The sequence below is a fragment of the Paraburkholderia sp. RL17-373-BIF-A genome (genome assembly GCF_046030175.1).
Classification (GTDB): Bacteria; Pseudomonadota; Gammaproteobacteria; order Burkholderiales; family Burkholderiaceae; genus Paraburkholderia.
This window is the reverse complement of the sequence record NZ_JARESO010000579.1, coordinates 1-217: the sequence shown is the minus strand read 5'-3', so window position 1 is coordinate 217 and position 217 is coordinate 1. Positions and strand designations below refer to the sequence as shown.

1 protein-coding gene is annotated in these 217 nt (G+C 57.1%); it reads left to right on the top strand.

Annotation, left to right across the window (positions count from 1 at the left end; all coding sequences use genetic code 11):
- Nucleotides 1-217, top strand: a 217-nt coding sequence (locus tag P0D80_RS51830; RefSeq protein WP_408296870.1) for an OmpW family outer membrane protein, incomplete at both ends; no start/stop codon positions are given.

The following is a 217-nucleotide window of genomic DNA, read 5'->3' as shown; positions in this document are numbered from 1 at the left end:
GTGAATCTGGTTGGCGACGGGACGCTACAGAAGTACGGCAACCTCGGCACGACAAAGCCGATGCCGCCCGCCATCGAAGTTCGATACCACCTGTTTTCAGCCGAATCGAAATTCCGTCCGTTCATAGGGCTCGGCGTGAACTATACGTGGTTCACCCAGGTTCGCACAACCAATAGCCAGTTTGTCACTGATAGCCTTGGCCCAGGCGGCTCGGCAC